Source organism: Candidatus Paceibacterota bacterium (assembly GCA_028711505.1).
GTDB lineage: Bacteria > Patescibacteriota > Minisyncoccia > JAHISW01 > Tagabacteraceae > JAQTSC01.
Genome location: JAQTSC010000002.1, coordinates 61,302 through 86,685 on the forward strand (window position 1 = coordinate 61,302; position 25,384 = coordinate 86,685).

27 protein-coding genes and 1 tRNA gene are annotated in these 25,384 nt (G+C 43.8%); 10 read left to right on the forward strand and 18 right to left on the reverse strand.

The window, feature by feature from the left end; all coding sequences use genetic code 11:
* Positions 1-32: 32 nt before the first annotated feature.
* The 7 genes from PHC85_01550 to PHC85_01580 all read right to left on the reverse strand — a co-directional run bounded on the left by PHC85_01550 (position 33) and on the right by PHC85_01580 (position 6,266).
* The gene (locus tag PHC85_01550; protein ID MDD5032783.1) at positions 33-416 is read right to left on the reverse strand and encodes a hypothetical protein; all 384 of its coding nucleotides are present in this window, start codon (positions 414-416) and stop codon (positions 33-35) included.
* A 22-nt stretch (positions 417-438) separates the two neighbouring features.
* The gene (locus PHC85_01555; protein ID MDD5032784.1) at positions 439-849 is read right to left on the reverse strand and encodes a hypothetical protein; all 411 of its coding nucleotides are present in this window, start codon (positions 847-849) and stop codon (positions 439-441) included.
* A 13-nt stretch (positions 850-862) separates the two neighbouring features.
* Complete coding sequence (locus PHC85_01560; GenBank protein ID MDD5032785.1) at positions 863-2,170, reverse strand: extracellular solute-binding protein; 1,308 nt, start codon at positions 2,168-2,170, stop codon at positions 863-865.
* A gap of 5 nt (positions 2,171-2,175) precedes the next feature.
* On the reverse strand, positions 2,176-2,730 hold the full coding sequence (locus PHC85_01565) for a methyltransferase domain-containing protein (protein MDD5032786.1): 555 nt from the start codon (positions 2,728-2,730) through the stop codon (positions 2,176-2,178).
* 78 nt (positions 2,731-2,808) lie between these two features.
* A complete protein-coding gene (gene gyrA / locus PHC85_01570; protein ID MDD5032787.1) occupies positions 2,809-5,283 on the reverse strand; it encodes a DNA gyrase subunit A in 2,475 nt (824 codons plus the stop codon).
* 54 nt (positions 5,284-5,337) lie between these two features.
* Positions 5,338-5,598: a hypothetical protein gene (locus PHC85_01575; protein ID MDD5032788.1), complete on the reverse strand. Its 261-nt coding sequence runs from the start codon at positions 5,596-5,598 to the stop codon at positions 5,338-5,340.
* A gap of 8 nt (positions 5,599-5,606) precedes the next feature.
* Complete coding sequence (locus PHC85_01580; GenBank protein MDD5032789.1) at positions 5,607-6,266, reverse strand: MBL fold metallo-hydrolase; 660 nt, start codon at positions 6,264-6,266, stop codon at positions 5,607-5,609.
* 100 nt (positions 6,267-6,366) lie between these two features.
* Here PHC85_01580 and PHC85_01585 point away from each other — a divergent pair, with 100 nt between their 5' ends.
* The gene (locus tag PHC85_01585) at positions 6,367-7,458 is read left to right on the forward strand and encodes a S1 RNA-binding domain-containing protein (GenBank protein MDD5032790.1); all 1,092 of its coding nucleotides are present in this window, start codon (positions 6,367-6,369) and stop codon (positions 7,456-7,458) included.
* A gap of 97 nt (positions 7,459-7,555) precedes the next feature.
* On the opposite strand, the gene pth is transcribed toward PHC85_01585, so the two are convergent.
* The 3 genes from pth to PHC85_01600 all read right to left on the reverse strand — a co-directional run bounded on the left by pth (position 7,556) and on the right by PHC85_01600 (position 9,713).
* Positions 7,556-8,122 carry an aminoacyl-tRNA hydrolase gene (gene pth / locus PHC85_01590; GenBank protein MDD5032791.1) on the reverse strand — a complete coding sequence of 189 codons (567 nt, stop codon included), beginning with the start codon at positions 8,120-8,122 and terminating at the stop codon, positions 7,556-7,558.
* A 193-nt stretch (positions 8,123-8,315) separates the two neighbouring features.
* On the reverse strand, positions 8,316-9,248 hold the full coding sequence (locus PHC85_01595; protein MDD5032792.1) for a hypothetical protein: 933 nt from the start codon (positions 9,246-9,248) through the stop codon (positions 8,316-8,318).
* Positions 9,249-9,416: 168 nt separating this feature from the next.
* A complete protein-coding gene (locus PHC85_01600; protein ID MDD5032793.1) occupies positions 9,417-9,713 on the reverse strand; it encodes a hypothetical protein in 297 nt (98 codons plus the stop codon).
* A 199-nt stretch (positions 9,714-9,912) separates the two neighbouring features.
* Between PHC85_01600 and lepB the strand changes: the two genes are divergently transcribed.
* The 8 genes from lepB to ftsZ all read left to right on the forward strand — a co-directional run bounded on the left by lepB (position 9,913) and on the right by ftsZ (position 15,679).
* On the forward strand, positions 9,913-10,503 hold the full coding sequence (lepB, locus tag PHC85_01605; GenBank protein ID MDD5032794.1) for a signal peptidase I: 591 nt from the start codon (positions 9,913-9,915) through the stop codon (positions 10,501-10,503).
* Positions 10,504-10,524: 21 nt separating this feature from the next.
* Positions 10,525-11,805 carry a histidine--tRNA ligase gene (hisS, locus tag PHC85_01610; protein MDD5032795.1) on the forward strand — a complete coding sequence of 427 codons (1,281 nt, stop codon included), beginning with the start codon at positions 10,525-10,527 and terminating at the stop codon, positions 11,803-11,805.
* The gene (locus tag PHC85_01615) at positions 11,802-12,170 is read left to right on the forward strand and encodes a histidine triad nucleotide-binding protein (protein ID MDD5032796.1); all 369 of its coding nucleotides are present in this window, start codon (positions 11,802-11,804) and stop codon (positions 12,168-12,170) included. Before hisS ends, PHC85_01615 begins: the two co-directional genes overlap by 4 nt.
* An 18-nt stretch (positions 12,171-12,188) precedes the next feature.
* Positions 12,189-12,428, forward strand: a complete 240-nt coding sequence (locus PHC85_01620) for a hypothetical protein (GenBank protein ID MDD5032797.1) — start codon at positions 12,189-12,191, stop codon at positions 12,426-12,428.
* Positions 12,425-12,898, forward strand: coding sequence for a GatB/YqeY domain-containing protein (locus PHC85_01625; protein ID MDD5032798.1), 474 nt, complete (start codon positions 12,425-12,427; stop codon positions 12,896-12,898). Before PHC85_01620 ends, PHC85_01625 begins: the two co-directional genes overlap by 4 nt.
* Complete coding sequence (locus PHC85_01630) at positions 12,892-13,242, forward strand: rRNA maturation RNAse YbeY (GenBank protein MDD5032799.1); 351 nt, start codon at positions 12,892-12,894, stop codon at positions 13,240-13,242. The genes PHC85_01625 and PHC85_01630 overlap by 7 nt, the downstream gene beginning before the upstream one ends.
* A 23-nt stretch (positions 13,243-13,265) precedes the next feature.
* Positions 13,266-14,444, forward strand: coding sequence for a cell division protein FtsA (gene ftsA / locus PHC85_01635; GenBank protein ID MDD5032800.1), 1,179 nt, complete (start codon positions 13,266-13,268; stop codon positions 14,442-14,444).
* A 104-nt stretch (positions 14,445-14,548) separates the two neighbouring features.
* Positions 14,549-15,679, forward strand: a complete 1,131-nt coding sequence (gene ftsZ / locus PHC85_01640) for a cell division protein FtsZ (GenBank protein MDD5032801.1) — start codon at positions 14,549-14,551, stop codon at positions 15,677-15,679.
* 57 nt (positions 15,680-15,736) lie between these two features.
* On the opposite strand, the gene PHC85_01645 is transcribed toward ftsZ, so the two are convergent.
* The 4 genes from PHC85_01645 to PHC85_01660 form a co-directional block, all read right to left on the reverse strand.
* On the reverse strand, positions 15,737-16,318 hold the full coding sequence (locus tag PHC85_01645) for an ATP-dependent Clp protease proteolytic subunit (GenBank protein ID MDD5032802.1): 582 nt from the start codon (positions 16,316-16,318) through the stop codon (positions 15,737-15,739).
* Positions 16,319-16,331: 13 nt separating this feature from the next.
* The gene (locus tag PHC85_01650) at positions 16,332-17,378 is read right to left on the reverse strand and encodes a trigger factor (protein ID MDD5032803.1); all 1,047 of its coding nucleotides are present in this window, start codon (positions 17,376-17,378) and stop codon (positions 16,332-16,334) included.
* 131 nt (positions 17,379-17,509) lie between these two features.
* Positions 17,510-17,878, reverse strand: a complete 369-nt coding sequence (locus tag PHC85_01655) for a hypothetical protein (GenBank protein MDD5032804.1) — start codon at positions 17,876-17,878, stop codon at positions 17,510-17,512.
* A gap of 89 nt (positions 17,879-17,967) precedes the next feature.
* Entirely contained in the window at positions 17,968-19,956 is a 1,989-nt protein-coding gene (locus tag PHC85_01660; protein ID MDD5032805.1) for a sodium-translocating pyrophosphatase, read from the reverse strand.
* A 77-nt stretch (positions 19,957-20,033) separates the two neighbouring features.
* On the opposite strand from PHC85_01660, the gene PHC85_01665 reads away from it, so the two are divergent.
* Positions 20,034-20,104 (forward strand) — tRNA-Ala (locus tag PHC85_01665).
* 73 nt (positions 20,105-20,177) lie between these two features.
* On the opposite strand, the gene PHC85_01670 is transcribed toward PHC85_01665, so the two are convergent.
* From PHC85_01670 to PHC85_01685, 4 genes are all read right to left on the reverse strand, one after another.
* Positions 20,178-22,217 (reverse strand): hypothetical protein, encoded by a 2,040-nt coding sequence (locus tag PHC85_01670; GenBank protein ID MDD5032806.1) that lies wholly within the window; start codon positions 22,215-22,217, stop codon positions 20,178-20,180.
* Positions 22,218-22,223: 6 nt separating this feature from the next.
* Entirely contained in the window at positions 22,224-23,192 is a 969-nt protein-coding gene (locus PHC85_01675; GenBank protein ID MDD5032807.1) for a hypothetical protein, read from the reverse strand.
* A 12-nt stretch (positions 23,193-23,204) separates the two neighbouring features.
* Positions 23,205-24,755, reverse strand: coding sequence for a LamG domain-containing protein (locus PHC85_01680; GenBank protein ID MDD5032808.1), 1,551 nt, complete (start codon positions 24,753-24,755; stop codon positions 23,205-23,207).
* Between the two features lie 6 nt (positions 24,756-24,761).
* A partial coding sequence (locus tag PHC85_01685; protein MDD5032809.1) for a hypothetical protein occupies positions 24,762-25,384 on the reverse strand: 623 nt, incomplete at its 5' end.

The window sequence follows — 25,384 nt, forward strand, 5'->3', positions numbered from 1 at the left end:
TTCGACCTTATTTTAAAATTTGACTGCGATTATTAAAGTTTTTGCGCGAAATCCGATACTGCCGCCGCTATAGCGTAAGCGCCCAAAAGCACCGCCGCGCCGATTACCGCGTAATAAAAAGTGCTTCTAGCCTTTTTAAGCTGCTCAGTATCGCCGCGCGCCGTGGTAAAAAGAAACCCGGACCAAATTACCATAAGGGCCGCGATTATACTTCCTATTTTAGCGACAAGCGCGGTAATTTTTTTGACAATGACTGAAAAATCAGAAGTGCCTATGGGGTTTTCAAGCCCGGTACCCCCGCTACTTTCGCCAAAACCGACAGCCTCGCAAACAGCAAATACCGGCAGAAAAATCAAAACCGCCAGCAAAAACGCCGGAAACAAGCAGTTCATATTTTTATACAAGAATACTTTCATCTTCTCTTAAAATAATTTTAACCTAAAGCGAGCAGGAAGGAAACTGGTTCCACGATTTATACAGACTGAACCCGGGGTCAAGCAGAAAACCAAGTATCGTATTGATTACGGCGTAAGCCGCGAAAGCGATAACAATGCCGGTTGCCGTAAATTTAAAAATGTTTTTCCCTTTCTCAATTTGGCTTGAATTATCTCCTCCCGTCATAAAAATAATTCCCGCCGCGGCAAAAGACAAAACGGACAAAGGCAAAACTATATTAAAAGCAAGAAATTTTACAAGATTGCCCGCAAGCTCGGCAAACTTGCAAAAATCGCACGCAGGCTGTCCCGCGCCGCCGCAAGGCACTATCTTTGCCGCTCCAGCCAAAAGAGGAAACATCAAGAAAAAAACAGTCAAGATGTTTACTCCCAAAATTTTTATATTTCTCCCCATTGCTCCTCTATGTTTATTCCAATTTATCCATCTCTTCCGCCAAAAGGATTTTGGCGTCGCGGATTGCCGAAGAAACATTTTTCTTTCCGCTCACCACCGAATCAACCATGTTTTTAAAAATCAAAGAAACTGCCGAAGGATCGGGTTCAAGCCACGACTTTGAACGTATGGCTGCTTTGTAAAATGTTTCCATAAAAGGATTATCCTCAACTCCTTGTCCTGAACTTAAAAGGGCTCTTTTAACCGGAGGCAAATAAAGATTCTCTTCTATCATCTTTTGAACTTCGTCCGAGCTGAAAACCGAAGCCGCCAAAAAGGCCTTGGAAGCGTTTGCGGTCGATTTCGAAACCGCCATAACGTAAACACGGCCGAAAGTAGACTGGGTTGCCGAATCTTTGACCTGCGGGACTTGATAAACATCAAAATTCAGATGGGGGTTTTTACGGACAATTTCCCTCGCTTCGCTCGCGTATCCAAAATACACGGCAAGTTTTCCTGACACAAAAAAATCAATGTCCTCCGGCAGCGCCCTGTTCCATGAATAAGAAATCTTTGTCGGATTTGAAAAACTCGTGAAAAAATTCAAAGCGCTCGCCGCGGGGTCAACCGACGAGTCCCCTCTCTCTCCGAAAGAAAGCTTGTTTGTTTCCGGATCAATAATTTTATTCCCTGTCTGGAGAAGAAGGAGCGAAAAAACTTCTTTGGCGTTTTTTATGTTGGAAAATTCGCCCATTGCTCCGCCCGACTTCAAAATATTTCCCGACTCGTCTTTTTCCGTCATGGCTCGCGATTGATTTAAAAATCCGTCCCAGGTCGCCGACGGGTTCGCTATGGCGGCTTTTGAAAAAATATCTTTGTTCCAATACAAAACCAGGGGATCAACACAAAAAGGCATTCCGGCAATGCCGTCTTTTTTCATAAAAAGAAATCCGCTGTCTACAAAAGTATCCCGAAACGTCCTTTCGCTTAAAGATTCATAGGGTATAAAAAATGCCTTGCTTCCGTGCTTCAAAAGAAGGTCCTGAGGCAAAAACCATAAATCGGGGCCGGTGCCCGAAGCTATGGCATTAACAAGTTCGGTTTCGTAAGTGGCAGGGTCTTTTTCATAATATTTTATGGAAAAAGACTTTTGGTTCTCGGAATTGACCGCGTCAATTATCCTGCCCCACGAATCTTCGGAAAACACTCCCCACATAGTAAGGTCTGCGGGGGGTTCCGAACTTTGGCCGGGAAGCCACGGTAAAATTCCCGACAAAACGAGAAAAGATAAAAGAACCAAAGCTCCTATTGCGCCGTAAAGCGCTATTTGAAATTTAGACATATTTTTTAAAAAACTTTTTTGTAAACGCCGGTGTCGGGCTTTATAAACGCCATTCCGTAATGGCTGTCTCCGGCGTCAAAACTTTTTAGAAATTCAAAACCCGCTCCGGAAAAAAGCGCCCGCAAATCTTCTTCGCCGGTTCTCAGGCTTGGAGGAGGGCCAATGCCGACAACAGACAATTTCCATTCCACTGCCGCTATTTTTCCTCCGGGACGCAAAATTCTAAACGCTTCTCTTATCGCCGCTCCCTTATCTTCCATCTGAAAAAGCGAATTGGAAATCAGCACAAAATCAACAAGAGAATCCGCGAGCCCTGTGCCTTTTTCTTTTTCCAAATCAACGCGGCTGAATTGCGCATTGGTAATGCCTTCAACCAAAAGTTTGCTCTTTAACGCTTCAAGCACTTCTTTCTGTATGTCAAAAGTATAAACAATCCCGCTTCTTCCCACTCTTCTCGCCATCTCGCCCGTAAAATGGCCCGAGCCGCAACCAAAATCAGCAACCTTCATGCCGGGTCTCAAATCCAAATCAGCTATTATTTTCGCGGGATTCAAAAACATTTGTTTTCCTTTTTCTTAAATTCTAACACAAAAAAAGGGCGGAAAAACCGCCCGGGTGTGCATAAGAATTTAATTTTTCTAAAGGCAAGTTATTGATGCCAGCTTGTCCCCCTCTTTAAGGGTCATCACTTTCACCCCCTGAGTCTGCCTGCCGGAAACATGAATTTCCGAAAGATGAGTTTTGATTATCTGTCCTTTTTTGGAAATCGCGATAATTTCTTCAAGCTCCGGTTCAAGAACTTTCGCGGCTGAAAGCACTCCTGTTTTTGAAGTCACCTTCGCGGTTTTAATTCCGGAACCTCCCCTCTTCTGCAAACGGTATTCGCTCACTTTTGTTTTTTTGCCAAATCCTTTTTCGCTTAAGGTAAGAACATATGTGTCTTTTTCTTTGGAAGCTATCACGTCAGAACCCACAAGCTCGTCTCCCGCTTTAAGCCTGATGGCGCGCACTCCCGCCGCCTGCCTGCCCATCTGCCTGACATCGGATTCCTTAAATCTTATTGCCTGGCCTTTGGCGCTCACAAGAATCAAATGGTCTGATGAAGAAACAATCCGCGCCCATCCGAGCTCGTCTCCTTTTTGAAGCTTAATCGCGATAATTCCGCTCCTTCTTACGTCTTTAAACTGCGAAATCGGAACTTTTTTAACGACTCCTCTTCTCGTGACCATTGCCAGAAAAGTTTTATCCTCATTTCCGGTTTTCGGCATTACCAAAATGGAGGTTATTCGCTCTTCCGAACTCATTGAAATAAAGTTCATCGCCGATTTGCCTTTCGTGGCGCGCTTACCCTCCGGGAGCTCGTACATTTTTATTTTATACGCCTTCCCTTTGTCGGTAAAAAACATTAAATCGTCGTGAGTATTCGCCTGAAGAAGAATGCGCACCGAATCTTCTTCCCTCGTTGTCAGATCAATAACTCCCTTGCCTCCTCTTTTTTGAACCTTGTACGATTCCGGTTTTGACCTTTTTATGTACCCCCCTTCCGTCAAAACGAGAGTCACGGTTTCTTCCGGAATTATGTCTTCCTCGGAAATATTTCCGACGGCGCGCTTCATTACCTTTGTCCGTCTTTCGTCTCCGTATTTTTCTTTTATATCAAGAAGTTCTTTTTTGACTGCGGCCATTATTTTCTTCGGGTCTTTTAAAAACGCTTCCAATTCTTTTATCAGTTTCTTTTTTTCCGCAAGCTCGTCTTCCACTTTCCGCCTTTCAAGAGCGGCAAGCGCCTGTAAGCGCATTTCCAAAATTGCCACCGCCTGCCTTTCGGACAGTTTGAAATTTTTCATTAATCTTACGCGAGCTTCGTCTTTATCCGAAGAACTTCTTATGGTTTTGATAATTTCATTTATATGATCAAGCGCTATTTTAAGCCCCTCCAAAATATGCGCGCGGTTTTTGGCGACGTTCAAGTCAAATTTCGCGCGGCGTTCAATAACGACAAACCGATGCTCCAAAAATTTTTCCAGAATGGCCTTCAGCGAAAGCACCTGCGGCTGTATGCCGTCAACCAAAGCCAGCATATTGAAATGATACACTTTCTCCAGCTCGGTATGTTTATACAAAGCGTTAAGAATTTTTTGCGGGTTTGCCCCGTTTTTAAGGTCTATAACAATAGAAAGGCCCTCTTTGTCGGACTCGTCGCGCAGATCACGGATTCCTTCTATCTTTTTCTCCTGCACAAGGTCGGCAATTTTAGTGATGAGGTCCGCCTTGTTCACGGAATAAGGAATGGACGAAACCAATATCTGATACTGCCCTTCTTTCACTTCCGCTATTTCCGTTTCTCCCCTTGTCACCACTCCGCCGCGTCCGGTGGCATACGCCGCTTCAATATCTTTTTCATTAAAAATGATGCCGCCGGTGGGAAAATCCGGACCTTTTACGAATTGCATCAAATCTTCAACTCCGGATTTAGGATTGTCTATGAGATGGGCCGCGGCCGAAATGAGTTCCGCGAGATTATGAGGAGGAATATTGGTGGCCATACCCACGGCGATTCCGATAGTGCCGTTCATCAAAAGGTTCGGTATGGCCGCAGGAAGAACTTTAGGCTCTTTAAGCCTTCCGTCATAATTGGGAATAAAATCAATCGTTTCCTTTTCAATATCTTTAAGCATTTCTCCGGCAATTTTAGTCATGCGGGCTTCGGTATAGCGATGAGCCGCCGGCGCGTCTCCGTCTATGGAACCCCAGTTGCCTTGGCCGTCAACAAGCGGATAACGCAAAGAAAAGTCCTGCGCCATTCTTGCCATGGTGTCGTAAATAGCCATATCGCCGTGAGGATGATATTTGCTCATGGTATCGCCCACAACCGTTGCCGATTTTTTGAAGCGGGCGGAACTTGAAAGCCCGTCTTCGTGCATTACAGTCAAAATTCTTCTCTGCACGGGCTTAAGCCCGTCACGAACATCGGGAAGCGCGCGGCTCACGATAACGGACATCGCGTAGTCCAGATACGATTTTCTCATTTCCGCGCTGATATCCTGCTCAATGATTTTGGAAATCGGTTTTTCTTCCTCCGCGTTCTTATTTTTTTCTTCTTTCGGTTTCATTTATTTATTTTTGGATGTCCGGCGAAACGAATTCTTGCCGGAACAATTTTAAAATCACTCATCAAAAATATTCAGCTCTTTTATTCTTACCACGGTCTCTCCAATCATGTCTCCGACAACCGATATCGGACCTTTTTCCGAAAGAGCGCGGACGTTGTCCGAATTTTCATCGGCAAACCTGCCCGGAATAAGTTCAACAAAAAGCCATAAAAAAATCACTATCGCCATGCATCCCAGCGTCAAAAAGAACGCCGTTATCTTTCTCTGACCTTCCGGCTTTTCTCTTGTTTTTTCAATCCAATCCAGAATCCTCATGCTTTCTTCTATAATATAGGCGATAAAACCACAACATCGCTTTTATTCGCTTCTATGTCCTTTTTCTTGAAACTGAACTTTTCAACCGGCTTTGTATCGTCCTGCCCGATTTCTTTTAAAAATTCTTTAAGCTTTTTTTCGTCGGGCTTGAAATCTTTCGTTATATAATGCATCGGAATTATTATTTTAGGCTCTATCTGATTGATTATTTTTGAAGCGTTCTCCGCATCCAAAACTTCGTCTCCGCCCACCGGAATAAAAAGAATATCCACATCTCCCAAAATCTCGGCAACCTCCGGCCTTAATTCTTTTTCATTGAAATCGCCGAGGTGGCAGATATTAAGGTTCTCAAAAAGAACCGAAAAAATCGTGTTAAGCCCGTCTTTTTGCCCGTTTTCTTTATCATGAAAACTTTTTATTCCTCGGGCATAAATTCCCGCGATTTCGTATTCTCCGGGACCGGCGGCGACAAACGGTTTTTCTTTGCCTTCTTTTGCCGAGATATTTTCGGCGCCATTGTGATTGTCGTGGCCATGGCTGGCGAAAACTACATCCGCCTGGAAACGAGGCGACTTAAATCCCGACTTCTTTGAAGGCGGGTCAAAAACTAAAATCGTATCCCCTGATTGAACCTTAAAACAGGAGGCTCCGTAGTATGTGATAACCATGTTTTATTAATTAAATTATAGAGGATTATCGCAAAAAATAAAAGGGCTAAAAAATGGAAAACTCTTGCAAAAAACCGGCGCAATTACTATACTATTCCTCATGCTTACAGCAGAGAAAAACGTAATAAAAAAACAGGGAGGCTCAATGGATTTCCTTTCAAAAATCTTCCCTATGACCCCGCCGAAGAAAGGCGACCTCATTGAAGGAGAAGTTCTGAAAAAAAAGAAAGGGACGCTTTTTGTGGGTGTAAAGCCTTTCGGAACGGGGATAATTTACGGCAGAGAATACAACAACGCGCGTGAAATTATAAAAGCGCTCAAGACAGGAGACAAAATAACGGCAAAAATTGTTGACGCCGAAAACGAAGACGGCTATTTTGAACTTTCCTTAAAAGAAGCAGGACAGGAACTGGTATGGGTTGAAGCCGAAGAAGCAAGAGCCGGCCAGACGGTTTTTTCGTTGGCGCCGATAGAAGCCAACAAAGGGGGCCTTATTTTTGAATGGAAGGGTCTTCAGGGATTTCTCCCCGCTTCCCAGCTCAAAACCAGCCACTATCCTAGAGTCGAAGGCGGAGATAAAGATATGATTTTAGGAGAACTCAAAAAACTTATGGCCGAAAAACTCTCGGTCATAGTCATAGACGTAGACAAAAAAGAAAACAAACTCATTTTTTCCGAAAAAGAAACCGAAGCGGGAAAAATGAAAGACGCCATAGCCAAATACAAAATCGGCGACGTGGTGGACGGAGAAATAACCGGCGTGGTTAATTTCGGGATTTTTATAAAAATAGAAGACGGGCTTGAAGGGCTCGCTCATATTTCCGAACTTGACTGGGGTTTGGTTGAAGACCCGAACAAACTTTTTACAGTCGGACAAAAAATCAACGCGCAAATAATCTCCATAAAAGACGGCAAAATTTCACTTTCCGTAAAGGCGCTCAAATTCAACCCGTGGCAAGGCGCTAAAAACAAATACAAAAAAGGTGACACCGTAAAGGGCGTCGTCATCAAATACAATAAATACGGAACTCTCGCGAGCATAGAAGAAGGAGTTGCCGGACTTATCCATATTTCCGAATTCCCCTCGGAAGAAGAGATGAAAAACAAATTGGAGCTCGGAAAATCCTACGATTTCAAAATAAACCTTTTTGAACCGGACGAAGAACGGCTGATATTGTCATATCTGCAATAATCAAAGGAGGAAGATGTAATGTTCTTTATACATCGTATGCTTTTTGCGGATGACTAAGCCCCGCCACTTTTTGTGGCGGGGCGTTCTTTCAATGAAATCAGACTTTTCTTTCTCCTGAAATAATCTTCTCTATTTCGCTTCCAGCCGCCTTAAAGACTTTTTTCAAAGCGGTTTTTTCGTCCGGCTTGAATTTAGCCATCAAAAAATTCAAAAGTTTTTCACCATCGGGCTTTTTTAGTTTTCCTTTGGAGCCGGCGGGAATTATGCCGATGCGAACCCTCCAAAAATCTTTTGTTTTTACCTGACGCATTATTGATTCAACGCCCTTGTGCCCGCCGGAACCTTTCCCAAAAGAAATTTTGAATTTGCCAAAAGCAAGGTCAATGTCATCGTGAACAACAATCATCTGCTCCGCTTTCTTCTTCGAAGTAATGATTTTTTTTAGCGCCGAACCGGATTTATTCATAAAAGTTTCAGGAAGAAAAGCGGCGATTTTTTCCTTACCCGCTTTCCCTTCCGCGGAAAGCGAAAGATTTTTTTTATCTTCTTCAAAATCGGAAAAATCATTTACACGGCAAAATTCCATAACCGCCATCCTGCCGGTATTATGCCTTGTGCCTTCGTATTCCTCATCCGGGTTTCCCAAACCGACTAAATAAAACATATGAATTATTTTAACTCGATTTTTCTAAAAATCAAAAAGGCTCCGCGGTTCTTCACGCGCGGCGCCTTTATTCCAAAAACGGCAGGCAAACAATCAAATAACGAACCCCTCATCTTAAACCTCAAATTTTAAATCAAAATTTAGGATGAAGGGCGAGTCGCGCGTTTTTAAGGCGCGACTCGCCGTGAAAGAACTATTTCCTTACTATTTGGAATTGACCGTCATAACCTTTGTGCGATACTACATCGCCGCCCAAAGGAGAAACAACGGCCAGAATTTTTCCAACCATCTCCACATCAGCAGGATTATCCTTCTGGCACGAACCGCCAACAAAGAGATAATCCCCGTAGACGCCCAGTTGCAACTTACGGTCGCTTCCACTTGCGCGAACATCCGCTACGGCGACCGCAACCGCTTTTGACCACTCCAACCACTCTTTCGGCAAATCAATGACATAAATTCTACCACCAAAATAAAGGTTGGGGTGCGTTACCTTTACGGCGGCTTTAAGCGTTTCGCTCTCCTGATATTTTCGCTCTTGACGAAGGCGAGCAGATTCGTCAATCGCCTTTGCCAATTTTCGCAACCTTTCAACCTCCGGCAAAGGCATGTCTAATCCCCAGACATCCCCAAGATAATTATGGGAATTGTCTTGAGAAGTGACTCCTTCGTGACCAACAACCTTATCGGCCACTTTGCCAAAGAAAACATCTTCCCATCCTTCCGCAAAACGAAACCTGAAAGGCGAAGAAGATGTCCCTGTGGCTGAGGGGATGGATTGGATATTTACCCGACCGCTGTTTTTTAGACAAGCAGTCATGCCCTTTGCCCAGCGACCGCCGGACCCAATCCACGCGCCCGGAGCGACCGTTTTGATAATCAGGTCGCGGCCCCGTGTTTCAAGCCGGAACACGCTTCCGGCAAAAAGACGGGGATTAGCCAAGATAAAATCAGCTAACTCCGCCGGGGTACAAGAATTTCTCTCACCCCACCCGAAAGCCCAAGACTTTCGGGTGGACGTACGGTCCATCCCGATTTTGACGTATTGCGCCTCATCGGGCTCATTGTCGCTACCCCAATGGCCGTGGGATGTAATCATAAACTTGCCATCCAATATCTTTTTCATCTCCGTTCTCCCTTCATATCATATTCTATTTTTTTCCGCTTTTACGGTTTAACTCTCATTTAACGCTCTCAAAGAACTTTCCTCTTCTGAAGCCACCAAAACTTTGACGACTTCGGAAAAAGAGGAGAGATGTCGCTTACAAACGCGACAGAGCTCTCCTTGTCCAATTTAGTGCTGTGCCACCAAAACCCGACCGCCGCGACCGTCATCGTACACCACGCGACGGAATTTATGGACCACTTGATGAAAAACAATCAGGTAAGCCCATACGGCCATGGGACCGGTGAGCACCACCTCGTCCCGCTGGTCAGCCGGAGTCGCTTCTACAATAGCGTTGGCATTGCGGCCAACGATATTGGAAGCTTCAAAAGGCTCTGTAATCAACGTCTGCCGACCGCCAACCTCCCCAATTTCGCAACCATTATACAGTTGCAGATTTTTTAAACTCAAATCAACGGTAATCATTTCCTTCTCCTCCCTTTCTTTTTTTCCTTAAAAAAAGACTTAAGGTCTTGGTAGCTTTTCAAATTTTATTTTAATTATACACCCAAAAGGATTATTTGTCAAGGTCAAAAAGCGGCAAAAAGCGGTGAAAAATGGCTTAAAATAAGGTTGATTCTCTACCCCTTGATTTCCCTATTTTTTTGCTATATAATTTGCCTTAATGGAGAACGAAAATAAAGAAAACATAGAAAAAACACCGGAAAAACAGCCCGAAAGCACGGCCGGCTTTAGACGGTCTTTATGGGAATTTGTTAAGTTTTTCATCATTGCAGGCATAATTGTCGTGCCCTTAAGGCTTTGGATAGCCCAGCCGTTTATAGTAAGCGGTTCTTCAATGTACCCCAATTTTGAAAACGGAGAGTACCTTATAATAGACGAATTTTCATACAAATTTAAAGCGCCGCAAAGAGGAGAAGTTATCGTATTCCGCTACCCCGACGATCCGTCTAAATTTTTCATAAAAAGAATAGTCGGGCTCCCGGGGGAACGCGTTGAGATAAAAAACAATAGCATCTACGCGTACAACAATGAGTTCCCGGAAGGCATTATGCTTCAAGAATCATATCTTCCCGAAGAAATGCGGACCACGAATCTCACGATGCTTCTTTCAAACGACCAGTATTTCGTCATGGGCGACAATCGCGGGATGAGTTCCGATTCGCGCTCGTGGGGTCCTCTGAAAAAAGATTTGATAATCGGCCGCGCGTGGATACGTCTTTGGCCTTTTAACAAGGCAAGCATCTCTTTTTAAATTTCTTTACTAAAATAAAAAATGCCAATAAAACCGACAAAAAAAGAACCGGTGCAAAAAGCCAAGGGCATGCACGATATTCTGCCCAAAGAATATCTTTTAAGAAAAAAATTTGTTGAAAAAGCGGCGGCAATCGCCTTTTTTTACGGATTTAAACCCGTACGCACGCCCATACTCGAAAAAGAGGAGCTTTTTACGACAACACTCGGAGAGACAACCGATATCGTTGAAAAAGAAATGTATAATCTCAAAACCAAAGGCGGCGACAAACTTGTTCTAAGGCCCGAAGGTACGGCTCCCATGACGCGCCTTTACATTGAACACGGACTCCACACCAAACCTCAGCCGGTAATGCTTTACTACGAAGGTTCTTTCTTTAGGCACGAAAATCCTCAAAAAGGAAGACGCAGAGAATTTGAACAGCTGGGGCTTGAGATACTCGGAGAAACAGACCCGATCACGGACGCGACAATTATAAAAACATTTCTCGTGATACTTGAAGAAGCGGCGGGGTTAAAACCGATAACTCTCCGCATCAATTCCGTAGGATGCAAAAACTGCAGAAAAGCTTATCTAAAAGAACTTACAACCTATTTACGCAAAAAATCTTCGTATTTATGCAAAAATTGCAACCGCCGCATCAAAACAAACCCTCTCCGAATTTTAGACTGCAAAGAAGAAAGCTGCGCGAAAATAAAAGAAGAAGCTCCTCAGATCATAAATTACCTGTGCGATCCGTGTAAAAATCATTTTAAAGAAACGCTTGAGGTGCTTGATTCGTCCGAAATCCCCTACTACATCGACCACTATCTTGTTCGCGGGCTTGATTACTATTCCAGAACCGCTTTTGAACTTACGATTGAAGACGACTCCCTGGTGCTTGTCGGAGGCGGACGCTATGATTCACTGGCAAAGATGCTTGGCGGCAAGGATATTCCCGCAGTCGGCGCCGCTTTGGGCGTTGACCGCGTAATCGAAAAAATGAAAGAAAAAGGAAAAGACGACCTGGAAAAGAAAAAACCGAAAGTATTTTTCATCCAGCTTGGAAACGAAGCGAAATTCAAAAGCTTAAAGATCCTGGAAATCCTAAGAAAAGCAAAAATACCGGTAAGGCATTCTTTAACCAAAAACAGCATGAGAGGACAGTTGAACCTGGCGGGAAAAACAAAAGCTCCCTACGCGCTGATATTCGGGCAAAAAGAATCTTTAGACAATTCCATAATCGTCAAAAATGTGGAAACAGCGTCTCAGGAAACGGTGCCGCTTTCCAATCTCGCCGAATACTTAAAAAAGAAGCTATGACAGACTGCGTTTTCTGCAAAATCTTAAACGGAGAGATAAAAACGGAATTCCTTTACAAAGACGACATGGTTTCGGCGTTTAAAGACGCGAAACCAATGGCGCCCGCTCACGTTTTGATAATTCCAAACCGGCATATTGAAACAATCGACGACCTAGAAAAAACGGACGAGCCCGTCGCCGGACGGATGATAATGGCCGCGCAAAAAATCGCCAGGGATTTGAACATTTCAGAAAAAGGATATAAACTTCTTTTCAGGGTTAAAAAACACGGAGGGCAGGAAGTAAACCATATTCATCTTCATCTTGTGGGAGGCGCTCCCCTCTCCGAAAATATACACCCGATAGGCGTTAATTTTAAAAATTAAAACAATAACCAATCAATAATGGTCCAAGTCACAAAAAAGAAAAAAGAAACCACGGTGAGTTTGCTAAAAAGATTCAGCCGGAAGATGAAACAGTCGGGAGTTATTTCGAAATTCAAAAATCGCCAATTTAAGACAAGGGCGAAATCGGCGCTGAAGAAAAAAGAAGAAGCGCTGAAAAGAATGGCGCGCGCGAAAAAAATGGAAAAACTTTTCAAACTCGGGAAAATAAAACCGACGGCATATTCTCATAAATCATGAATCTCAAAGAAAAAATAAAGGAAGAACTCAAAAACGGGATGAGAGAGAAAAACGAAGTAAAAGTCTCCGTAATGAAGATGCTTCTTTCGTCCATAAACAATAAAGAAATAGAACTCAAACAGAAAGAAACCGGAATAAGCGAAGAAAAAATGATAGAAGCAGTAAGGGCGGAAGCGAAAAAGCGGCGCGACGCGGCCGCGGCTTACACTGAAGCGAAACGCGACGATTTGGCCCGGAAAGAAAAAGAAGAAAATTTAATCATAGAAGCTCTTCTTCCCGAAGAACTTCCTCTTGAAGAAATTGAAAAAATAGCGAAAGAAGCCGTGGCGGAATCAAAAGCCGAATCTATTAAAGATTTCGGTCAAGCGATGAAAGTCGCCATGCAAAAAATCAAAGGCCGCGCGTCCGGCGACAAAGTGGGAGCCGCGATAAAAAAAGCTCTTGAAAATTCCGGCTGCGTCCAATGTTAAACTTAGTCAATTTGACAAAAAAAAGAAGGCCGGCTTTGCCCTGGGAAAAAATCAAAGACATGGTCCTCGGCAAAAAATATTCGCTCAGTGTAATTTTGGCGGAAAATAAGCTCATGTCCAAATTCAACCGGGTTTATCGGAACAAAAAAACCCCGGCAGACACACTATCGTTTATAATAAACAAAGGATACGGGGAGATTTTTCTAAACTCAAAAAATACTCACAAAAAAGCTCTTTCCCTCTTTGTCCACTCCCTTCTCCACCTGAAAGGGATGGAACACGGAGAAAAAATGGAAAAAACAGAACAAAAATATTTCAAAAAAATCTGCGAAGAGTTAAAATAAAGTCATAAGCAAAACAGTATTTTATGGCGCGGGATATCATAATGGGAATAGATATCGGCACATCGTCGATTAAGACGGCGATAGCCGAAAAAAGAAAAAACGAAACTCTTCCTTACATACTTGGGACGGGCTCAAGCCCAAGCTTGGGGCTCAGAAAAGGCTACATAATAGACAGCCGCGAAGTAGGAGCGGCAATAAAAGATTCTCTAAAAAAAGCCAGAGAAAACACGGGCATAAGCATCAAGCAGGCATATGTTTCGGTCGGAGGAGCGGGAATTGACGCCGTAAGGTCAAAAGGCTCAATCGCCGTTTCCAGAGCCGACCACGAAATCAGCGATGCGGACGTAAAAAGATCTTTAAGCCAGTGCGAAACTCAGCTGCGCAGAACTTCTTCTTCCTACCTTCTAAACAGAGACATAATCCATGTCTTCCCTATCGCCTATAAAATAGACGACGAACCGGTTATGGGAAATCCCGTTGGAATGAGAGGAGAAAAACTTGAAGTTGATGCTCTTTTTATAACGATTTTATCCCAGCATTTAAGCGGTCTTGAAAAAAGCCTTGAAATTGCCGGAATCTCCATTGAAGACGTAGTTGTTGATTCTTGGGCAACAAGCCACGCTCTTTTGGGCAAAAAGGATAAAGAAGTCGGATGCATTCTCGTAAACATAGGGGGCGATACCTCTTCCTTAATGGTCTTTGAAGAAGGCGGCCCTATTTCCCACGAAATTCTACCCATTGGTTCAAATCACATAACATACGACATCGCGCAGGCATTCCAGGTGGGCTTAAACGAAGCGGAAGAATTTAAACTTTCTTACGGAAAAGACATAGCCATCAAAAAAAAGCTGGCAAGCGTAATAGAACCGCGTCTTAAAGATATTTTTGAATTTGTTGAAAATCATCTTGATAAAATAAAAAGAGCTAAACTTCTTCCGGGGGGAATAATTCTGACCGGCGGCGGTTCAAAGCTTGAAGGAATAGACGAGATTGCAAAAAAATCACTGCAGCTTCCGGTAAAAATATGCAGAGGAGAATTTCCGGGCGCGCCGAAGGGTTCGCACGCCGACCCGTCATGGTCGGTTGCTCTCGGCCTCTGCCTTATCGGAGCAAACGAAAGTAATATCCCATCTTTCGGACAAGACATCATGTCCAAACCGAAAGGAAAAATCGCTCAATTTTTCAAAAATTTTATACCTTAAAAAACAGCGTTTTTTGCAAGAAAAAAGTTGACCACTTCAAGCAATTCTATTCTGATAAAACTCCCGTTGACAATAACGGGAGTTTTATCTAATTTTTATATATCATGACTCGAGTTCAACCAGACGTAGAAGCATTCGCCAGAATAAAGGTTTTAGGCATTGGCGGTTCGGGCGCGAATACCGTTGACCACATGCTCCGTTCAAAAGTAAAAGGAGTTGAATTCATCTGCATAAACACCGACGCTCAAGACCTTCATAACAGCCTGGCTCCCAAAAAAATACACATAGGTAAAAACCTCACGCGCGGACTCGGCGCGGGGATGAACCCGAATATCGGCAAACAAGCCGCCGAAGAAACCAAAGAAGAAATTCAGGAAGCGATAAAAGGCGCGGACATGGCGTTTATCACCTGCGGCTTCGGAGGAGGCACCGGCACCGGAGCGTCTCCGGTTATAGCAAAAATTGCCAAAGACCAAGGAGTTCTCACTGTCGGCGTAGTGACAAAACCATTCGGATTTGAAGGAGCGCAAAGAGCAAGGATAGCGGAAGAAGGACTCCAAGAACTCCGGGAAGCGGTGGACGCGATAATAATCATTCCGAACGACAGACTTTTAAATGTAGTGCAAAAGGACACTTCGTTTGTCTCGGCTTTCGCCATGTGCGACGAAGTTTTAAGGCAAGCCGTTGAAGGAATTTCAGACCTTATCACTTTGCCGGGCATAATCAACGTTGATTTTGCCGATGTCAAAGCCGTTATGCAAAACGCGGGCTCGGCTCTTATGGGAATCGGAACTTCGCAGGGAGAAAAAAGAGCGGAAGAAGCGGCCAGATTAGCCATAAATTCGCCTCTTTTGGATATCTCCATAGACGGAGCCAAAGGCATACTTTTTGCCATCTCCGGCGGCCCGGAAATGACAATGTCCGAAATTCAGGAAGCCGCCAAAGTGGTAACAGAATCTGTAGACGAATACGCGAAAATCATATTCGGCGCTTTCCACGACGAAAGGCTGAAGAAAAATGAATTGAAAGTCACGGTAGTGGCTTCGGGATTTCCGGAAGAGAAACAAAAAACGCCGATCAAAACGCAAAGTCTTTTTCACGGAGGGCAACCGGGCGAAAAAGTTGAAAGAATAAAAAAAGAGGAATTTGACCCTTCCAAAAAAATGGACGACAAATCAAAAGACTGGGAAGCTATTCCCGCTTTTCTAAGGAGAACAGCAAAAAAGGAAGATTAAAAAAGGAAATCGCAAATAAAAATACCCCGGCATAACGCCGGGGTATTTTTATTGAAATCAATTCTTCCCTTTTATAATCTCGTCCACAAGCCCGTACTTTTTCGCTTCCTCGGCATCCATGAAAAAATTCCTGTCCGCGTCTTTTTCAACCTGAGCCAAAGATTTTCCGGTATGCTTCGCGAGAATCTGGTTTATTTTTTCTTTTACTCTTAAGATATGCTTCGCTTCTATCTCTATATCGGACGCTTGTCCTTCCGCCCCACCCAAAACCTGATGAATCATCACCTCCGAATTCGGCAAAACAAATCTTTTTCCTTTTTTGCCTCCGGCCAAAAGCACGGCTCCTCCTGACGCCGCCATCCCCACGCAAATCGTCGAAACATCGGATTTCACGTGGTTCATCGTATCGTAAATCGCCAAAGTGGCGGTGACGGAACCGCCGGGAGAATTTATGTAAAGTGAAATGTCCTTTTTAGAATCCTGAGAGTCCAAAAAAAGAAGCTGAGCGATAACTATATTCGACAAATCATCGGTTATGGGACCGCCCACGAAAACTATCCTTTCCTTTAAAAGGCGGGAATAAATGTCGTAAGCGCGCTCTCCAAATTGCGATTTTTCTATTACTGTTGGGATTAACATAAATTTTATGATTTTAATTTTGTTCGCCGGGAGATCCTTTTTTATCGGCAGACGAAGGTTCGCCCAGTGCTAAAAATATTTTTTCATTTCTTATTATGCCATAAGCATAATCCTCAAATCTTTTGCGGTCAATCCCGTGTTCGTCGCTGTGAGGAGCGCCAAATTCATCGGCTTTCTTATGCACTTCCTCGTGCAAAATTTCAATCGGCAGAATTTCTCCGAGATGCCTTAAAAGCAGTCCGTATCTAACTCGGCGAAGCGATTCCTCCGCCCATCCCGCGACAATTTCTTCTTCTTTTTTGTTCACGTGCTGAAGATAGTCCTCCCACTTCAATCCCATGTTGACTATGCTCGATTTCAGCTCTTGAAGCATTTTTAGTTTTTCCGCGTCAATCAGGATATCCGGGATCTCGAATTCCGATTTTTTTAAAATTTCTTCAAGCGCTTCAAGCCTCTTTTTTTCTTTAAGGTTCATCTCTTTTTCAATTTGGAGATTTTCAGACACTGTTTTTTTAAGATGCTCAAGATTTTCAAACTTTCCGACGCTTCTCGCAAATTCATCGTCAAGTTCCGGAAGTTCCCCGCTCCCCTCTTTTTTCCGCGCTTTCCTCAAATAATCGACGGCTTCTTCCAATTCTTTTTCACTGACCTTCGCTTCTTCTTTTACTTTTAGCTTTTCCAGCGCTATTTCTTTAAAGTTGTCCGGCAATTTCATTTCCGGCAGAACAGAAACGACAAATTTAAAGCCAAGCGAATCGCCCTTGGCGATTTTTGTTATCGTCGCTTTTGGCCGGCCTATAGCTTCTATTTTTTTATCCGAAATAATCTTCGGGTAAACGTCGCTTAAAGCGAGCTCGGCCGCTTCTTCCAAAACTGCGCCTTCTCCGAGTTTTTCAACGATAATTTGTTCCGGCGCTTTCCCCGGCCTGAATCCGTCCACTTTGATTTCTTTCGCCAAGTCCTCAACCGCTTTCTTGTAAAATTTCAAAAATTCGCCGGCTTCCACTTCGCCGGTTATTTCAACTTCTGATTTGGGAAGTTTTTTGATTTCTAATGACATTTTGAAATAATATCACTCACAAAAATATTTGCAAACCGCGGGCAAAAACAAAAAAACACAGCCGCAATTTCTAAATAAAAAAAGTCCTGTTTGGCGATAAGCCGCCAAACAGGACTTCTAACCCGATGCTCTTAAACCGCAACTTTTTCTTTTAGGTATCCCCACTCCCTGCCGCAATATTCGATAATGGCAAGAATTTTTGTGGCGTGGTCCAGCGCTCTGGAGAAATCAGGATTTTCATCGCACATTTCATCCACAAACATCGAAAATAACAAGAGGCTGAAGTGATGATGCAAATGGTGGCATTTTTTTCTTTCCCAAATAGCCGCATTGCATTTGTTTGATTTTGCCAGTTCGCAATGTTCGCACGAACCGACAACCGTAAGCCCTTCAAACCCATAAAAGTTATCGAATGGTTTTTTGGCCCGAACTTTTTCAATTATCTTCAGCCACTTATTATGCTCAAATAACCACTCATCTTCACCCAATTCTAAATTCATTCTTTGCCTCCTTTTTCAGCCAAAATAGATATTTTGTTCTTTCTTTTATCTATCAAATAATCCGGTAATTATCAAGCTTCAAAAAAACCTTACACCAAAAGTCCCACGATAAGCAAAGCCACTATATTCGCCACCTTTACCATCGGATTAATTGCCGGACCGGCAGTATCTTTGTACGGATCGCCAACAGTATCTCCGGTGACAGCGGCTTTGTGCGCGAACGAACCTTTTCCACCATAATTTCCGTCCTCAATAAATTTTTTGGCATTATCCCAAGCGCCTCCGCCAGATGTCATTGAAATCGCCACAAAAATTCCCGTAATAATAGAACCAACCAAAAGCCCTCCGAGCGCTTCAACGCCCAAAACAAAACCTACAACAATAGGCGCGACAACCGGTATAAGCGCGGGAATTATCATCTGTCTTAAAGCGGCCTTAGTGACAATGTCAACGGCTCTTCCGTAGTCCGGTTTTTCGGTTCTGTCCATTATGCCGGGCTTTTCTTTAAATTGCCTTCTGACTTCTTCAACGACAAAACCTGCGGCTCTTCCAACGGCCTGCATTGAAAGCGCTCCAAAATAATACGGCAAAAGTCCGCCAATAAAAAGTCCGGCTAAGACTTTCGGATCGTTTATTAAAAATGAAACAACGCCGCCGTTTGCGCCGATACTATTCGTAAAATCCGCAAAAAGAACGAGCGCCGCGAGAGCCGCAGAAGCAATAGCATATCCTTTGGTAACGGCTTTGGTGGTATTCCCCACGGCATCCAACGGGTCGGTAATATTCCTCACCTCTTCTCCCATTTCCGCCATCTCGGCAATTCCTCCGGCATTATCCGTAATCGGTCCGTAAGAATCTATGGCAACAATTATTCCCGCCATTGAAAGCATCGCCATTGCCGCCACTGCCACTCCGTAAATCCCCGCAAGCCAAAAAGAAGTTAAAATCGCGGCAACAATAACAATAACGGGCCACGCCGTTGATTTCATGGAGACCGCAAGTCCGGCAATAACATTCGTCCCGTGTCCTGTTTCAGAAGCTTTGGCTATGTCCTGAACCGGCTTGTAAGATTTTGAAGTGTAATACTCGGTGATAAAAACCATAAATCCGGTTATGACAAGGCCTATAAGAGAACAGAGATAAAGCGAGAACGTTTCGTATTTTCCATTGCCAACCATAATTTTCTCTGTAATCGGATAAAAAGCGAAAGCGGACAGGAACGCCGAAGCGATAAGCCCTTTATAGAGCGCGGCCATAATTCCCTTTCCTTTGCCAAGCCGGATAAAAAAACTTCCGACAAGAGAAGCGACTATCGAAACCGCTCCCAAAATTAATGGAAAGAAAATAGCGTTTGGAAAATCCGGAAAAACCAAAAAACCCAGAAGCATTGCCGCAATAGCGGTAACTGCGTAAGTTTCAAAAAGGTCCGCGGCCATTCCGCTGCAATCGCCGACATTATCGCCGACATTATCGGCGATAACCGCAGGATTGCGAGGGTCGTCTTCCGGAATTCCGGCTTCCACTTTTCCGACAAGGTCGGCTCCTACATCAGCGGCCTTTGTAAAAATTCCTCCGCCGAGCCGCGCGAAAATAGAAATCAAAGAACCTCCAAAACCGAATCCGATAAGCGCGTGAATGTCTTTTGTAATGAAATAAAATCCGGCGACGCCCAAAAGAGCCAAGCCGACGACAAGCATTCCGGTAACTGTTCCGCCTTTTACGGCAACGGCCAAGGCATTTTTGAGGCCGCTTTTCGCGGCTTCGGCAGTGCGAACATTGGCGCGAACAGATACGTTCATTCCTATGTATCCAGTCAAGGCGGAGAAAAACGCTCCTATCAAAAACGCAAACGCGGTAAGCCAATTCACCGCTAGTCCAATCGCTAAAAATAAAGCAATCGCCACAAACGCGACTGTTTTATATTGCCTGTTTAAATAGGCTTTCGCTCCCTCCTGGATAGCCAAAGCGATTTCCCCCATTCTTTCATTTCCCGAGGGAAGTTTTAAAACGCGGAAAGCCGACCAGATAGCAAAAGCGATGGCCAAAAAGGCCGAAGAAATCACAAATGTTTCTGACATAAAATAAAAAATTAAGCCGATAACGACATTGAATTCATTATATAAATTTTGTAAGATAACTCAAGGCAAAGATTTAGGGGCCTATGGTCTAGTGGTACGACACGTCATTCGCATTGACGAGACGCCAGTTCGATTCTGGCTAGGTCCAAAATAAAAAACCGCCCCGCTCCGATAAAACGTCGGAGCGGGGCGGTTTAATTATTCCGGTTAAAAACGAAATCCTAATCTTCGTATTCGGCTTTTTCTATGTCAAACACCTCCTTGCCGATATTTTTCTCCACTTCATTTAAATCGCTTAAAAGCTGTTCTTCTTTTTCTTTTGCTTCAAGCGACAGACTTTTCCCCATATGAATTTCTTTCAGCATGGAAAGTTCGGATTGAATATCTTTTCTCAAAATAGCGAAGCCGCGCCGCACCGCTTCTTCCGCCTCCTTCGTTTCAGCGATGATTTTCAAGTGCGCCTTCCTCAGGCGTAAGACGTGAAAAATTATATACGCAATCAAAAAAACAATTATTAAAATCGAACCCGCCATCCCGATAAAATAGAAAGTCTCAAAACTTATTCTTGAAGACCCCATTTGCAGGGCGGTTTCGCGCACGACAAGATTCACCTGGGGACTCGGCGGACTCATTTCTTCGCCTATTCTATTCTGAACCCATAAAAGATAACTGCCGGTCGGCAAAAAATCGGTATGCGTGTAAAACCAATCTCCTCTGCCATTCGGGCTGACGCTTTTTCCGAGTGTTTCTCCTGTCTGCAAATTCTGAAGATAAATAATCACTTCTCCTCCGACAGTCTCGGTCTTTCCTCCTATATAAAATATCTCTTCGTTTGAAATATTTCTAGTCACGGTGGTTATTATCGGCGGATTAACAGAAACATTTGCTTCGGCAAAAACAGCCGAGCATAAAAACAAGCCGACAATTACCATAATTTTGCCGTATCTTTCTTTATATTTCCGAAGCTCCTTAAGCTTCTCTTTCACTGTCCCGGGCAATCTATTAACGCCATTTTTTTCTTCAATCATTTTGCGCTTCCTGCCCAAAGATATTGCGGACAAATATAAAACCGCCAGAAACGCAACGACAATTATCCAAAATAAAAACCACGGAATAGTTATCACCCCCCTTATCTCAAAACCTCTTTCGTCCACGAACCGGAAAAGCGGATTTATTATTTCCAGCCTTTGGACAACCTCTCTGTAATTTCCAGCCTTGTCAAAAGCGCGGATAATCAAATCGTATTTGCCAAGATTCAGCGCAGGTGGAATATAAGGGCTTCCAGTTTCTATAAAAAAAGAGGAGCACCCTTCACCGCAGCTATCCGAATTATCGGCCGAAGGATTAAGGTCTATGAGCTTAAGTTCGTAATGGTCTATACCGGAAAACTCATCAGTCGTGCCGAATTTAATTATCGGCTGCAAATTGCTGGTCTTGCTTGACGGAGAAATTTCAACGGGGAAAGACGCGGGGATTTCATTATCAATATTGACGACAAAATGAGTCAATCCTCCCCACGCTCCGTTCCTCAAAGATTTTATATGAAAATAATGCCTGCCGTTTTCAAGATCTTTGTAAACAACGGTTTCATTTTTGCCTTCGGAAATACCGTCACTGTCGGAAATTAAATCATTATTCAAAACATAACTATAACCGTCTACTTTTTCTCCGGAGCCCCAATTCAGCACGGCCGTCGGATTTGAATACCAACGCGTCTGCTCGGGATGAGTCGAAGAAACCACGAGCGGCCCCGCCGGAGGCGGCAGAACGAAACTAAAAAAAGCGTTGCCCGCATGCTTTAAAGATTCAGTCCCCATGCCGTCATTTAAAAGAACCTGGCTTTCATCCAAAAATTTTAAAGCTGCCGAACCGATACTTTTGACTCGAAATGATAATTTGGTAATAAGCCCTTTTTGCACATTCATGCCGCCGGGCATGCCACCTTTTAATTCTATAATGCCGGTCTGGTTATTGAACTTCGGCTGGCTGACCCACATATCTATAATGGATTGTCCGGTCGTTGGAGACACAAGCTGAATTTTTTCAGGAGGAAATTTTATCAAAACCGAGACAGCATTAACCGATTCGTCTTCGGTATCCAAAAAAACGGAAACATCGAAAACGCTTCCCGCGGTAAAAGTTCCGCTTGAAGGAGAAAAAACAAGAGAAGAAGCCGAAACGCCAAAAGGAAAACACGCAAAAAAAACGAGTAAGACAGGAAAAAAAACAAAAAGAGGGGAAAATTTTTTTATTAATGCCATCTTAAATTACGCAAGATTTTTATTCCGTATAATATTTTTTTTCCTAAAAACAACCGCTGTAATTAATAATACCAAAAATAAAATAACCGCAGAAGAGATTAATTTAAACCGCGTCCATGTCGCGTTTTTCGGATAGACCGCCGCAATTCTTTCGTTGCCGGCTTTGTCAACGGCTTTAACATACACGTAGCTTGAAAGCGTCTGATCTCTTAAAACATAGGGGCTTTCGGCCGTCACCCAAACCGCGTCTTTTATTTTCGATTTTTTTGATTCAGAAATTTCATAATGGTCTATTCCCGAATCCTTGTCCTGCGAACCGAAAGCGATAAAGTACCTGCCTTTAAAAAAATCCTGGTCATTGCCAAGAACCGGCTCAAAGGGTTCCGGAGGGATGTCGTCTTTTTCCCCGTCGGAAAAATAATCCGTCTTGCCGGACTCAACCCCGCCGCTTTCCCCTATTGAGTAATCCGCTCCCTGCAAGATGAGATTCGCTTCGTTTCCTCCGCCGCTGTTTAAAAGAACGCGAGAATTTTCTGAAAAATCAAGCGATACCGAAGAGTTGGAATTTTTTGCCCTTATTGCCAATTTCAAAATAGTGCCGTCGCCGAAAAAACCTCCCGGAGTAATTCCCGCCAAACTTAAAACTCCGCCCCTAATTTCCGGTTCTTTAACCCAAAAATTGACGAGAGAACCGCCGTCTGAAAAATCCGCTATTTCCAAATCTTTTTCCGAAAAATTTATTTTGACGTCAACAAGGTTTATCGTTTCGTCTCCTGTATCAATTTTTACGTCTACGCGAAAAACATTTTCTCCCGGAAAATTTCCCGATGACGGACTGAAATAAAGAGTGGAAGCGGCGGCGGAAGAAACGAAAAACAGAAACAAAAACGCCGGCAGAATACGACAAAAAACACGAAATAATTTTTCATGTTTACTCTCCGGGGCAACAAAAAATTTTTTGACAGAAAAAAGCATAAATTAAATTTTTTATTGAGAAATATTAAGGCTCTTCGCGCCGGAATTATATAAGCTCTGAATTTCGCTTGCCGATAAAACACGGCTATAAATACGGACATTGTCAATCGCGCCGTCAAAATAGTTAGGAACGTCTCTGCCTCCGGCATACCGCATTCCCATATAAAGCGAATTAGAAGCGTCAGAAGTAAGTGAATCACCTATGCTACCGGAGTCATTTGATAATGAACCATTATAATATAGGTTTATTCCCGTAGGATCCAATCCGCCGTCCCATGTAATCACCAGATGCTGCCACTGAGAAAGAGTAATAATATTTACACTGCTGGAACGCCACGGCGGACTTGACCCGCCCGCTTGGAAAATAAAATTGGAAGCGGCCTGATTTAAATACAATCTCCACGCGCCGGAAGCCCCTGAATCTCCCTTAGAAACAATCGCCCCTTCGTTGGCGCCGCCATAGCTATCGGGTTTTATCCAAGCGGAAATCGTTATGGGGCGGACATCGTCCAAAGAAGCGGCGGAACCAGCGTTTACATAATCATTTACCCCGTCAAAATTCAGAGCCTGTCCGGAAACTCCTATTGTCGGCGCGGTTGAAGTGGACATTCCCACCATCTGCCCCGTGTTGCCGTTTCCGCTTTTATCCGTTATCTGCCCGGTTCCCCAATTGGTGTCTTTTCCGTCAAAAGTCCAGTAGCCGACAAGGCTGCCGGCAATTGCATTTTTCTGAGAAATATTCATATTGGCTTTTCTCTCGCCTGTTTTATATAATTCAAAAATTTCATTTGATGACAATGCCCGGTTATAAACACGGACATCATCAATCACGCCGTCAAAAAAACAACCGTTTGGAGAACAATATGATTCGTTTTGCCCGGCTCCTATCCACATATCCAAATTGTTTGAACCAAGCCCTTTCTGCGTAACAAGAGAACGGTCAAGAACTCCGTTTACATAAGTGGCAATTAAATTATCGCTATCCGAAAACAGACCGACAACATGGTACCACGTATTTGCCGCAAGCGTTGTCCCGCCGGAAACATTTCTGTTTAAATCGGAAGTGCTATTGCCCCTGATTTCAAATTCAACCTTATTATTGGTATAAATGCTTAATTTGTATCCTGTCATAACAGCGCCGCTCTGTTTGGATAAAAGCTTACGGTCAGTTCCTGTTACCGTAGGCTTTATCCACATAGATACGGTTACGGCATTCGTAAGCTGAATAGAAGAAGCGTCCGAAACCACGACTTTCCGCGATGACGCTCTCACAAAATTCAGCGCCTGTCCGGAAACTCCTATTGTCGGCGCGGTTGAGGTGGACATTCCCACAACTTTTCCCGTGTTGTTATTCCCGCTTTTATCCGTTATCTGCCCGGTTCCCCAATTGGTGTCTTTCCCGTCAAAAGTCCAATAGCCGACAAGGCCGGAATCTAAATTATTTTTTGGCGTGACATTAACAATGATTCCCGTGCCGCCAATTACGGAGTTTAAAAAGAACCCGACAATGACGACGACAAAAATTGAGATAGCGATAAGCTTTTGATTTTTTGTAAAATTCATTTCAAATTATTGGGCCGTTTCTCCCGCTGTTTCATTCGGAACAAATTCTGTCGGCGGATTTTCTGCCGGAGGAATTTCTGTCGCGGGTGTTTCCGGTGTCTCCGGTTGTTCTACCGCGGGTGTTTCAGCAGGCGAAGTTTCCGGCGCTGCCGGCGTTTCCGGCTGTTCCGCAGCCGGCTCTTCCGCCGGTAAAGTTTCTATTTCTTCCCGAGGTTCTTCCGCCGGTTCTTCTAAAAATTCTTCTCCGTCAGCCGGCAGACTCGGCAGAATTTTTTCTATGTTATCATCTGGCGTCCCCGGCGTTATTCCGTTTTTATCAAGAAGTTCCCTAAGACGCTGTTCATTAACACAAGTATTGCCAATACATATCTCCTCCTCAACAAATAATTTTTTGACATTTAATATCCTGCCGGAGAGCCATGAGGAAATAGAATCATTTTCTTCGCGGTCTTCAATGTTATTGCTACCGCTGTTTAAAATAATCCCCTCCAGCTCCCCCATCCTCAATTCCATTTTATCTATCTTCTCCTGCTGGGCTTTAATGCCTGCCCAGGCGTATGAGACCATTTTGTAGATGTCCACTCCGTCTCCGGTGGCAGAAAGAACTTCTTTGGGAGAATTCTCTGCAA

What these genes read in the sequence shown, in the direction of transcription:
- PHC85_01555 (MDD5032784.1), bottom strand. Translation starts at nt 849, where the DNA reads ATGGGGAGAAATATAAAAATTTTGGGAGTAAACATCTTGACTGTTTTT.
- ftsZ (MDD5032801.1), top strand. Translation starts at nt 14,549, where the DNA reads ATGACTCGAGTTCAACCAGACGTAGAAGCATTCGCCAGAATAAAGGTT.
- ftsA (MDD5032800.1), top strand. Translation starts at nt 13,266, where the DNA reads ATGGCGCGGGATATCATAATGGGAATAGATATCGGCACATCGTCGATT.
- PHC85_01675 (MDD5032807.1), bottom strand. Translation starts at nt 23,192, where the DNA reads ATGCTTTTTTCTGTCAAAAAATTTTTTGTTGCCCCGGAGAGTAAACAT.
- PHC85_01585 (MDD5032790.1), top strand. Translation starts at nt 6,367, where the DNA reads ATGCTTACAGCAGAGAAAAACGTAATAAAAAAACAGGGAGGCTCAATG.
- PHC85_01650 (MDD5032803.1), bottom strand. Translation starts at nt 17,378, where the DNA reads ATGTCATTAGAAATCAAAAAACTTCCCAAATCAGAAGTTGAAATAACC.
- PHC85_01630 (MDD5032799.1), top strand. Translation starts at nt 12,892, where the DNA reads ATGTTAAACTTAGTCAATTTGACAAAAAAAAGAAGGCCGGCTTTGCCC.
- PHC85_01600 (MDD5032793.1), bottom strand. Translation starts at nt 9,713, where the DNA reads ATGATTACCGTTGATTTGAGTTTAAAAAATCTGCAACTGTATAATGGT.
- PHC85_01620 (MDD5032797.1), top strand. Translation starts at nt 12,189, where the DNA reads ATGGTCCAAGTCACAAAAAAGAAAAAAGAAACCACGGTGAGTTTGCTA.
- PHC85_01660 (MDD5032805.1), bottom strand. Translation starts at nt 19,956, where the DNA reads ATGTCAGAAACATTTGTGATTTCTTCGGCCTTTTTGGCCATCGCTTTT.
- PHC85_01580 (MDD5032789.1), bottom strand. Translation starts at nt 6,266, where the DNA reads ATGGTTATCACATACTACGGAGCCTCCTGTTTTAAGGTTCAATCAGGG.
- PHC85_01615 (MDD5032796.1), top strand. Translation starts at nt 11,802, where the DNA reads ATGACAGACTGCGTTTTCTGCAAAATCTTAAACGGAGAGATAAAAACG.
- PHC85_01565 (MDD5032786.1), bottom strand. Translation starts at nt 2,730, where the DNA reads ATGTTTTTGAATCCCGCGAAAATAATAGCTGATTTGGATTTGAGACCC.
- PHC85_01680 (MDD5032808.1), bottom strand. Translation starts at nt 24,755, where the DNA reads ATGAATTTTACAAAAAATCAAAAGCTTATCGCTATCTCAATTTTTGTC.
- hisS (MDD5032795.1), top strand. Translation starts at nt 10,525, where the DNA reads ATGCCAATAAAACCGACAAAAAAAGAACCGGTGCAAAAAGCCAAGGGC.
- lepB (MDD5032794.1), top strand. Translation starts at nt 9,913, where the DNA reads ATGGAGAACGAAAATAAAGAAAACATAGAAAAAACACCGGAAAAACAG.
- PHC85_01645 (MDD5032802.1), bottom strand. Translation starts at nt 16,318, where the DNA reads ATGTTAATCCCAACAGTAATAGAAAAATCGCAATTTGGAGAGCGCGCT.
- gyrA (MDD5032787.1), bottom strand. Translation starts at nt 5,283, where the DNA reads ATGAAACCGAAAGAAGAAAAAAATAAGAACGCGGAGGAAGAAAAACCG.
- PHC85_01625 (MDD5032798.1), top strand. Translation starts at nt 12,425, where the DNA reads ATGAATCTCAAAGAAAAAATAAAGGAAGAACTCAAAAACGGGATGAGA.
- PHC85_01595 (MDD5032792.1), bottom strand. Translation starts at nt 9,248, where the DNA reads ATGAAAAAGATATTGGATGGCAAGTTTATGATTACATCCCACGGCCAT.
- pth (MDD5032791.1), bottom strand. Translation starts at nt 8,122, where the DNA reads ATGTTTTATTTAGTCGGTTTGGGAAACCCGGATGAGGAATACGAAGGC.
- PHC85_01670 (MDD5032806.1), bottom strand. Translation starts at nt 22,217, where the DNA reads ATGGCATTAATAAAAAAATTTTCCCCTCTTTTTGTTTTTTTTCCTGTC.
- PHC85_01550 (MDD5032783.1), bottom strand. Translation starts at nt 416, where the DNA reads ATGAAAGTATTCTTGTATAAAAATATGAACTGCTTGTTTCCGGCGTTT.
- PHC85_01575 (MDD5032788.1), bottom strand. Translation starts at nt 5,598, where the DNA reads ATGAGGATTCTGGATTGGATTGAAAAAACAAGAGAAAAGCCGGAAGGT.
- PHC85_01655 (MDD5032804.1), bottom strand. Translation starts at nt 17,878, where the DNA reads ATGAATTTAGAATTGGGTGAAGATGAGTGGTTATTTGAGCATAATAAG.
- PHC85_01560 (MDD5032785.1), bottom strand. Translation starts at nt 2,170, where the DNA reads ATGTCTAAATTTCAAATAGCGCTTTACGGCGCAATAGGAGCTTTGGTT.